Annotated in this window: 11 protein-coding genes; 9 read left to right on the forward strand and 2 right to left on the reverse strand. The window is 66.2% G+C overall.

The features are described from left to right. On the reverse strand, positions 1 to 976 hold a 976-nt coding region (locus tag EN745_RS22410; RefSeq protein ID WP_145992097.1), incomplete at its 3' end, for an ABC transporter ATP-binding protein. A gap of 111 nt (positions 977 to 1087) precedes the next feature. Between EN745_RS22410 and EN745_RS22415 the strand changes: the two genes are divergently transcribed. Further along, complete coding sequence (locus EN745_RS22415; protein WP_245487791.1) at positions 1088 to 1900, forward strand: LuxR C-terminal-related transcriptional regulator; 813 nt, start codon at positions 1088 to 1090, stop codon at positions 1898 to 1900. Here the strand turns inward: EN745_RS22415 and EN745_RS22420 are convergent. Next, a complete protein-coding gene (locus tag EN745_RS22420) occupies positions 1878 to 2531 on the reverse strand; it encodes a GntR family transcriptional regulator (protein WP_245487793.1) in 654 nt (217 codons plus the stop codon). The genes EN745_RS22415 and EN745_RS22420 overlap by 23 nt on opposite strands. Positions 2532 to 2869: 338 nt before the next feature. Between EN745_RS22420 and EN745_RS22425 the strand changes: the two genes are divergently transcribed. From EN745_RS22425 to EN745_RS22460, 8 genes are all read left to right on the forward strand, one after another. Then, entirely contained in the window at positions 2870 to 3997 is a 1128-nt protein-coding gene (locus EN745_RS22425; protein WP_126058171.1) for a BMP family ABC transporter substrate-binding protein, read from the forward strand. Positions 3998 to 4046: 49 nt separating this feature from the next. Beyond that, positions 4047 to 5162, forward strand: a complete 1116-nt coding sequence (locus EN745_RS22430; RefSeq protein ID WP_245487794.1) for an ABC transporter permease — start codon at positions 4047 to 4049, stop codon at positions 5160 to 5162. Further along, on the forward strand, positions 5162 to 6088 hold the full coding sequence (locus EN745_RS22435; RefSeq protein WP_127422277.1) for an ABC transporter permease: 927 nt from the start codon (positions 5162 to 5164) through the stop codon (positions 6086 to 6088). Before EN745_RS22430 ends, EN745_RS22435 begins: the two co-directional genes overlap by 1 nt. Before the next feature lie 37 nt (positions 6089 to 6125). Then, positions 6126 to 6827 carry an isochorismatase family cysteine hydrolase gene (locus EN745_RS22440; protein ID WP_127422278.1) on the forward strand — a complete coding sequence of 234 codons (702 nt, stop codon included), beginning with the start codon at positions 6126 to 6128 and terminating at the stop codon, positions 6825 to 6827. A gap of 10 nt (positions 6828 to 6837) precedes the next feature. After that, complete coding sequence (locus tag EN745_RS22445; protein WP_127422279.1) at positions 6838 to 8370, forward strand: ABC transporter ATP-binding protein; 1533 nt, start codon at positions 6838 to 6840, stop codon at positions 8368 to 8370. Next, positions 8370 to 9038, forward strand: a complete 669-nt coding sequence (locus EN745_RS22450; protein WP_126058166.1) for an isochorismatase family cysteine hydrolase — start codon at positions 8370 to 8372, stop codon at positions 9036 to 9038. The genes EN745_RS22445 and EN745_RS22450 overlap by 1 nt, the downstream gene beginning before the upstream one ends. Beyond that, a complete protein-coding gene (locus tag EN745_RS22455; RefSeq protein ID WP_127422280.1) occupies positions 9031 to 9381 on the forward strand; it encodes a cupin domain-containing protein in 351 nt (116 codons plus the stop codon). Before EN745_RS22450 ends, EN745_RS22455 begins: the two co-directional genes overlap by 8 nt. Beyond that, positions 9378 to 9659 (forward strand): amidase family protein (locus tag EN745_RS22460; protein ID WP_245487792.1); only part of this gene is annotated, 282 nt, incomplete at its 3' end. The genes EN745_RS22455 and EN745_RS22460, both read left to right, overlap by 4 nt.

Genomic DNA, 9659 nt, shown 5'->3' on the forward strand with positions numbered 1-9659 from the left:
GTGATCCGATACCCTGGACCTCGATGGCGTATTCTGCAGTCGCGCCCAGGAAGATGCGGTTGCGCACGATGCCCTTCAGGCTGCCGTTTCCGGCCAAGCCGAGGCTGAGCGTTTCGGGCCGCAGCGACACCGACACCCGCTCGCCCCGGCTGAGCGGCGCCCGCTTGCGCGCCGCGATCACCGTGCCGTCGGCCAGCGCGACATCGACGAGGTCGCCCGACAGGCCCGCCACCGTGCCGCTCAACAGATTGGTCTTGCCGACGAAATCGGCGACGAAGAGGTCGGCCGGCTCGTCGTAGATCTCGTTCGGCTGTCCGAGCTGGACGATGCGGCCGCCATTCATGACACAGACGAGGTCGCTCATCGACAGCGCTTCCTCCTGGTCGTGCGTGACCAGCACGAAGGTGATGCCGATCTCGCGCTGCAGGTTCTGCAGCTCGATCTGCATGTCGGTGCGCAGCTTCTTGTCGAGCGCCGCCAGCGGCTCGTCGAGCAGAAGCACCGCTGGCTTGTTGACCAGCGCGCGGGCCAGCGCGACACGCTGCTGCTGGCCGCCGGAAAGCTCGTGGATCTTGCGGCGGCCATAGCCGGCGAGCCGCACCATGGCCAGCGCCTCGCCGGCCCTCAAGGAGATCTCGCGCGACGACAGCCTGGGCCTCGCCTGGCGCAGCCCGTAGGCGATGTTGTCCTCGACATCGAGATGCGGAAACAGCGCGTATTGCTGGAACACCATGTTGACCGGCCGCCGGTAGGGCGGCGTGCCTGCCATGTCGCGGCCGCGGATCAGCACCTGGCCTTCGCTCGGCTGCTCGAAGCCGCCGATCATGCGCAGGCAGGTCGTCTTGCCGCATCCGGACGGCCCGAGCAAAGCGACAAAGGCGGAGGGCGGGATCGCAAGGTCAATTCCGCTGACCGCGATGACCGCGCCGTAGCGTTTGGTGACCGCGCGAAACTCGATATCGGGCGCTGCAGTCAAAGGCGGGCTCCAGGGCGAGTTGATTTCGAAACGCTACCAGAGCCAATGCCGGCTAGTATATACCTCGCCGGTGGTATATTTAGCCTATTTTATCATTTAAAGGGGTATGAATTGGCCGTTTCCCGCAGCGATGACTACAACGGGCTCGGCGCCGTCATCGCCGCGACGCGCGAAGCTGGCAGCGATCATTTCGGCCGCGCCATCGTCGGCTGGCTGCGCGGCCATGTCAGCTTCGATCATTGCGTCATCTTCGGCTATAGGGGCGCCGCGCGCCCGCCGCTGCTGTTCGAGACCTTCTCGCCGGCCGAGAGCCACGTCTTCGTCGCGCTCTATCAGGACGGCCCCTACCTGCTCGACCCGTTCCACCATGCGGCGGTCGAGCGCAAGGAAGGCTTCTGGCGCATGCGCGAACTGGCGCCGGACCGCTTCTATGCCAGCGAGTATTACCGCTCCTACTACAGCCAGACCAAGCTCGCCGAAGAGGTCGGCTTCTTCGTCCCGCTGCCGGGCAAGGACGCGCTGGTGCTGTCGCTGATGCGGCTGCGCGCCTCGGGTTCGTTCGGCACCGCCGACGCCAGGCTGCTGCGCGATATGGCGCCGGCGGTGATCAGCCTGGTCAGGCTGCGCTGGCCGAACCTGCCGGCCGACGAGCCGGCAATGACGCCACGTGGCGAGTCTGTGGCTGTTCCCAGCGAATTCGACCGCGCGCATATCTGGAAGAGCCTGTCGCTCACCTCGCGCGAAAAGCAGGTCGTCGACCTCGTGCTTCAGGGCCACTCGACGGAATCGATCGCGCGGGCGCTCAGGATCGTGCCAGGAACCGTCAAAGTCCACCGCCGCAACATCTACCGCAAGCTCAAGATCAAGTCGCAGGCCGGCCTCTTCGCGCGCTTCGTCGAGATCATTGACGCGCAGATCGGCTGAGCGCGGAGGTCACCGGCTCGACGGCCGCGAACACTGCGCTCGCCTCGCTAACGATCGAGACATGATCCCTGGCGGCCTTGCCCGCCGCCGCGCCGTCGCCGCGCATGATCGCGGTGACGATCAAATCGTGTTCCTGCCAGGATTTGGCCAGCCGGCCGGGCAGCATGAACTGCGCCCGCCGGAACGGCGCCAGCCGGCTGCGCGTCGTCACGGTCAGGTCCTGGATATGCGCGTTGTGGGCGCCACGATAAAGCCGGCTGTGGAACTCGGTGTTGAAATACTCGTAGTCCTCCTCGGCGCCGAGCTGCACCAGGCGCGCCGAAGCCTGATGTTCCATCTCGAGCGCTCGGCGCTCGCCGCCGGTCATGCGCTCGGCCGAGAAGCGCGCGCAGATCGCTTCCAGCTCGGCCATGCTTTCGAACATCGAGGCGAGATGCTCCTGCGTCACCACGGCGACGATGGCGCCGCGGTTGGGCCGCCTCTCGACCAGCCCCATGGCGCTCAGATGGCCGAGCGCCTCGCGGACGGGCGTGCGCGAAACGTCGAAGCGGGCGGCTAGCGAGACCTCGTCGAGCCTTTCGCCGGGGCGCAGATAGCCGGTGACGATGCGGTCCGCGATCGCCCTCACCATCTGATCCACGGTCGTGCCCGACCTGACCAAGCTGCGCTTTGCCGACACGTCTCCTCCGTCCAGTTTGTTGCAGGCAGACCCGCGAGGTGGACGGCTCCCGGGCTGAATTTCGACTCAAGGCTGCACCTGTATGCCTAGATTTTAACCTCAATGTCAAACTGGTCATTTATCAGGCAAAAAGTGCATGCACTTGCCTTGCGTTTATGCAGAGCCTCTAAACCCACACATTGATTTTATTGCGAAAAAGCAAGCTTTGAAACTGGCACAGTGATTGCATGCACTTTTCCAGTGGATAGCAACCGGCCCGGAGATCGGGTCCAAAAAGGGGAGCATTCGATATGACCGCGAGATTCAAACTTAGCCGCCGCGATCTGCTCAGGACCTCCGCCGCCGGAGCGGCGCTCGGTCTGGCCTCGGCAGCCTTTCCGATCCGCAGGGCGTTCGCCGCGTCGGCGACCGTCGGCTTCATCTATGTCGGCCCGAAGGACGACTACGGCTACAACCAGGCGCATGCAGAGGGCGCGGCGACGCTGAAGAGCATCGAGGGCATTTCCGTCGTCGAGGAAGAGAACGTTCCCGAGACGGTCGACGTCCAGAAGACGATGGAATCGATGATCAACCTCGACGGCGCCTCGCTGATCTTCCCGACCTCCTTCGGCTATTTCGATCCGCATATGCTCGCCATGTGCGCGAAGTTCCCCGACGTGCAGTTCCGCCATTGCGGCGGGATGTGGAACAAGGACAAGCACCCGATGAACGCCGGTTCCTATTTCGGCTATATCGGCATGGGCCAGTATCTGAACGGCGTCGTCGCCGGTCACGCCTCCAAATCGAAGAAGCTCGGCTTCGTCGCCGCCAAGCCGATCCCGCAGGTCCTGCTCAACATCAATTCCTTCCTGCTCGGCGCCCGTTCGGTCGATCCGGCGATCACCTGCCAGGTGATCTTCACCGGCGAATGGTCGCTGGCGGTCAAGGAGGCCGAGGCCACCAACGCGCTGGTCGACCAGGGCGCCGACGTCATCACCTGCCATGTCGACAGCCCGAAGGTGGTGGTCGAGACGGCCGCCGGCCGCGGCGCCTTCGTCTGCGGCTATCACGCCAACCAGAGCCCGCTGGCACCGGAGAAATACCTGACCGGAGCGGAATGGAACTGGGCCAAGGTCTACAAGATGTTCGTCGATGACCTCATCGCCGGCACGCCGCTGCCCAATTTCACCCGCGGCGGCCTGGCCGACGGCTTCGTCAAGATGAGCCCGCTCGGGCCCGCCGTGAACGAAGTGGCCCGCAAGCAGTTCGACGGCACGCTAGCCGACATGATGAAGGGCGGCTTCTCCGTCATCAAGGGCCCGCTGAAGAGCAACAAGGGCGTCGTCGTCGCCACTGGAGGCCAGGCCTTCGCCGAGACCGCCATCGAGCTTGAAAGCATGGACTATCTCGTCGAGGGCGTCGTCGGCTCGACCGCCTGAGCCGACTAAGGGAGTCGGGACGATGACGGACACGGTGAGCAGCGCGGACATGCCGGCCATTCTCGGTGCCAAGGGATATCGGGCGGCGCTCGAATGGACCGCCAGGCGAGCTGAGGCGTTTGTCATTCCGCTCGCGGCGCTGGTCGTCGGCATGGTGCTGTTCAGCCTGTTCGTGGCGCTGGTCGGCAAGTCGCCGGTCCAGCTATACGAGACCATGTGGCGGGGCGGCTTTGGGTCCTGGGTCTCGATCCAGAACTCGCTGTCGCGCGGCGCTCCGCTTCTGCTCGCGGCGCTCTGCGTGGCGCTGCCCGCGCGCCTTGGGCTGGTCGTCATCGGCGGCGAGGGCGCGATCGTGCTCGGCGGCGTCGCCGCCGCCGCCATTGGTGTGGTGCTGAATGGCGCGCCATCCTTTCTCGTCATCCTCCTCATGGGCGTGGGGGGCGTGGCCGCCGGCGGCATCTGGATTGGTGCCGTCGGCGCGCTCCGCCATTACCGCGCCGTCAACGAGACCATCTCCAGCCTGCTGATGGCCTACATCGCCATCGCGCTGATGAATTACCTGGTTGAAGGCCCGCTGCGCGATCCGGCCTCGCTCAACAAGCCCTCGACCCAGCCGCTCGCCGACATCTACCGCATCGGCAACATCCTGGGCATGGAGGTGCATTGGGGCCTCGTCGTCGGCATCCTCGCCTGCGTGCTCTCCTGGCTGCTGATCGAGAAGACCCGCTGGGGCTTCGCCGCTCGCATCGCCGGCGGCAATGTCAGGGCGGCGCAGGTGCAGGGCCTTGCCGTCGGCCCGCTGATCGTCGGCTTCACCGCGCTTGCCGGCGGCTTCGCCGGGCTTGCCGGAATGCTGGAGGTCGCCGCCGTGCAAGGCAGCGCCAACGGCTCGCTCGCCGCCGGCTACGGCTATACCGGCATCCTCGTTGCTTTCCTTGCCCGCCACAATCCGCTCGCCATCATCCCGGTCGCCATCCTGCTCGGCGGCATCGACGCCTCCGGCGGCCTGATCCAGCGCCGCATGGACCTACCCGATGCGACCGTGCTTGTGCTGCAGGGCATGCTCTTCATCGTCATCCTGTTCAGCGAGACCCTCTACGGCCGCTTCAAGCCCTTCAACCCGGACCTCTGGCAGGGGCCTGATGTCCTGAAGGGGAGCGCCTGATGGAAACGACCGACATCGGCCTCTGGGGCGTGCCGCTCGCCATACTGGGCGGCGCCATCCGCGTCTCCACCCCCTTCATCTTCGTGTCGCTCGGCGAAGCCATCACCGAGCGCTCCGGCCGCATCAATCTCGGCCTCGAGGGCACGCTGGTGTTCGGCGCCATGAGCGCCTACGCGGTGGCGGTGATGACCGGGTCGCCCTGGCCTGGCCTGCTGGCCGCGGCGGTCGCCGGCCTCTGCTTCGGTCTCTTCCATGGCTGGATCTGCAAATTCCCGAAGGTCAACGACATCGCCATCGGCATCGCCCTGATGCTGTTCGGCTCTGGGCTAGCCTTCTTCTTCGGCAAGCCGTTCATCAAGCCCTCGGCGCCGGACCTGCCAGCGATCCCGTTCGGTGCCTGGTCGAACATCCCGCAGGTGCAGGCGGCGCTCAACGTCAACGTGCTGTTCCTGATCGGAGCAGCGCTTGCCGTCTTCCTCTGGTGGGCCTTCCGCAACACCCGTGTCGGCCTGATCGTGCGCGTGGTCGGCGACAGCGCCGATGCCGCGCGCGCCATGGGCCTCAACCCGAACACGGTGCGTCTGCTCGCCACTGGCGTCGGCGGCGCGCTGGCCGGCATCGGCGGCGCCTACCTGTCGCTCTACTATCCCGGCAGCTGGACGGAGCGCATTTCGTCGGGCCAGGGGCTGATGGCGGTGGCGCTGGTCATCTTCGCGCGCTGGAACCCGCTCGGCTGCTTCGCCGCCGCGCTGCTGTTCGGCGGCGCCGGCGCCCTCGGTCCTGCGCTGCAGTCGGTGGGCGTGACGCAAGGCTACTACCTGTTCTACGCCGCGCCCTACATCCTCACCCTCATCATCATGATCGCCACCTCGTCGCCGAGCCGCACGCTCGCCGGCGCGCCGGGCGAACTGTCGATCACCAAGTGACCCTCCCAGGAACCGCTCGCGAGACCGGAGTTTTGCCATGAACGCCAGAGCCGAGATCACCCAGCGCTACATCGACGCCGATCCCTATCCCTGGCCCTACAATGGCGATCTGAGGCCGGACAACACGGCGCTGATCATCATCGACATGCAGACCGATTTCTGCGGGCCGGGCGGCTATGTCGACCATATGGGCTACGACCTGTCGCTGGTCAGGGCGCCGATCGAGCCTATCAAGTCGGTGCTCTCCGCCATGCGGGCCAAGGGTTACACCATCATCCACACGCGCGAGGGCCATCGCCCCGACCTCGCCGACCTTCCCGCCAACAAGCGCTGGCGCTCGCGCCGCATCAATGCCGGCATCGGCGACCCCGGCCCATGTGGGCGCATCCTGGTGCGCGGCGAGCCGGGCTGGGACATCATCCCCGACCTCTATCCGGCCGAGGGCGAGCCGATCATCGACAAGCCCGGCAAGGGTTCGTTCTGCGCCACCGACCTCGAACTGATCCTCAACCAGCGCGGCATCGCAAACATCGTGCTCACCGGCATCACCACCGATGTCTGCGTGCACACCACCATGCGCGAGGCCAACGATCGCGGCTTCGAATGCGTGATGCTGGAGGACTGCTGCGGGGCGACCGACTACGGCAACCATCTGGCGGCGATCAAGATGATCAAGATGCAGGGCGGCGTCTTCGGCGCGGTGTCGAATTCCGCCGCGCTCGTCGCGCAGTTGCCGTGAGGGACCGGCGATGAGCGGAACTCCCCCTCGCAAGGCGATCGGCGTCGAGACCATCGGCATGACCATGCGCTTCGGCGCCTTCACGGCGCTCGACGACGTCTCGATCAAGGTGCCGGCCGGCTCCTTCCACGCCCTGCTCGGCGAGAACGGCGCCGGCAAGTCGACGCTGGTCAAATGCATGATGGGTTTCTACCACCCAACGTCGGGCGACATGCTGGTCGACGGACGCGAGGTGACGATCGCCAGCTCCAGGGATGCCTCGGCGCTCGGTCTCGGCATGGTCTACCAGCATTTCACGCTCGTCCCGTCGCTGACCGGCGCCGAGAACCTGGTCATCTCGCGCGAGAAGGTGCCCGGTGTCATCGACTGGCGCAAGGAGCGCGGCGCGCTTGCCCAATTCATGGAGCGCATGCCCTTCAAGCTGCCGCTCGACGTCAAGGTGGCCGAGCTCGCCGCCGGCGAGAAACAGAAGCTGGAGATCATCAAGCAGCTCTACCTCGGCCGCAATTTCCTGGTCCTGGACGAGCCGACATCCGTGCTTACCCCGGGCGAGGCGCAGGAAGTGCTTGGCCTGGTGCGCGGCATGACCAAGGCCGGCGATCTCACCGTGCTGATGATCTCCCACAAATTCCATGAGGTCACGGCATTCGCCGACGACATCACGGTGCTGCGCAAGGGCAGGCTCACCGGGACCGGCAAGGTCGCCGACCTTTCTCACCGAGAGATGGCGGCGATGATGATCGGCGACCAGCCGATCGCCGCCCTCGACAGCCGCGTCGAGCCTAAGCCGGACGCCGAGATTGTGCTCAAGGTGAAGGCACTGAGGGCGCCCGACCGCACCGGCCACAAATCGATCGACATCGCGGATCTCGGCGTTCGCTCCGGGGAGATCGTCGGCATCGCAGGCATCTCCGGCAACGGCCAGAAGGAATTTCTCGAAGTGCTGGCCGGGCAGCGCCCGCGCAATGGCGGCGAGGTGATGGTGCGCGGCTCCGCCTATGCGGCGACGCGGGCAGAGGCGCGCGCCCTCAACGTGCGGCTGATCCCGGAGGAACCGCTCAAGAATGCCTGCGCGCCGAGGATGACAGTCGCCGAGAACATCGCCTTCCGCACCTTCGACGTGGACGGCAACGGCAAGCCGGTGAGCTGGATCAGCGCCGGCGCCATCAAATCCTTCAGCGCCCGGCTGGTCGAGCAGTTCAAGGTCAAGACGGCTTCGCTCTCCTCACCCATCGCCTCGCTGTCGGGCGGCAACGTGCAGCGCGCGGTGCTCGCCCGCGAGCTCACCGGCGAGGTCGACCTGCTGATCGTCTCCAACCCGTGCTTCGGCCTCGACTTCTCCGCCGTCGCCGAAATCCGCGCCCGCATCATGAAGGCGCGCAACGCGGGGGCAGCGGTGCTGCTGATGTCGGAAGACCTCGATGAACTCCTGGAACTCTCCGACCGCATCCTCGTGATGTCCGACGGCGCGCTCGTCTACGAGACGCCGATCGCGCAGGCGAGCGTGCAGACGATCGGCGAGCACATGGCGGGGCATCACTGATGGCGGAAATCGCAGCACAGCCCTTCGCCTTCGCCTTCAAGCCCGAGGCGACGGCGCTCATTGTCATCGACATGCAGCGCGACTTCGCCGAGCCGGGCGGCTTCGGCGCCAGCCTCGGCAACGACGTCAGCCGGATCACCGCGATCGTTCCCACGGTGAAGCGGCTGATCGAAGGCTTTCGCGCCGCCGGCCTGCCGGTGATCCACACCATGGAGTGCCATCGGCCCGACCTGTCGGACCTGCCGCCCGCCAAGCGGGACCGCGGCAACGCGTCGATCCGCATCGGCGATGTCGGTCCGATGGGGCGCGTGCTGATCGCCGGCGAACCGGGCACCGCGATCCTCGACGAGCTCGCGCCCCTGCCCGGCGAGATCGTCATCGAGAAGCCCGGCAAGGGCGCCTTCTACGCGACCGGCCTCGGCGAAGACCTGAAGCGGATCGGCGCCCGGCAACTCATCTTTGCCGGCGTGACGACCGAGGTCTGCGTGCAGACGACGATGCGCGAGGCCAACGACCGCGGCTACGAGTGCCTCGTCGCCGAGGACGCGACGGAAAGCTACTTTCCCGAATTCAAGGCGGCCGCCCTGGCGATGATCCGGGCGCAGGGCGCGATCGTCGGCTGGACGGCGACGACCGATCAGGTTCTCGAGGGAATTGCGAATGCCTAACCTTGCCTTTGCCGGCCTGCTCGACGGCGGCTGGCGCGACCTGGCGTTCGAGCCTTTCCGCGACGGCATCGGCGTGCACTGGCTGCTCAAGGGCGGTCCGGTCGAACCGTCGGTCGCGGTGCTCAAATACCAGCCGGGCGCCGGCGTGCCGCGCCACCGTCATGTCGGGCTGGAAACCATCGTCGTGCTGGAAGGCACGCAGAGCGACGAGAACGGCGACTATCCGGCAGGCAGCGTGATCCTCAATCCGGTCGGCACCGAGCATTCGGTGTGGACGAAGGACGGCTGCGTCGTGCTGATCCAGTGGGATTTGCCGGTGACCATTCTGGGGGACACGAGATGAGCGACATCCATTTCGACATCGGCAGCCTGCACGCGGCCTACCAAAGCGGCATCGGCATCGCCGATGTGATCGATACGGTGCTGGCCCGCATCGAAGCCGCTGGCGACCCCGGCATCTTCATCCACCTTGCGACGAGAGCCGAGATGCTGGCCGCGGCCGACGCGCTCAGGCCGTTCGACCCCGTGGCCAGGCCGCTCTGGGGCATCCCCTTCGCCGTCAAGGACAATATCGACGTCGCCGGCATGCCGACCACGGCCGCCTGCGCCGAATATGCCTAC

The organism is Mesorhizobium sp. M4A.F.Ca.ET.022.05.2.1, from assembly GCF_003998845.1.
GTDB lineage: Bacteria > Pseudomonadota > Alphaproteobacteria > Rhizobiales > Rhizobiaceae > Mesorhizobium.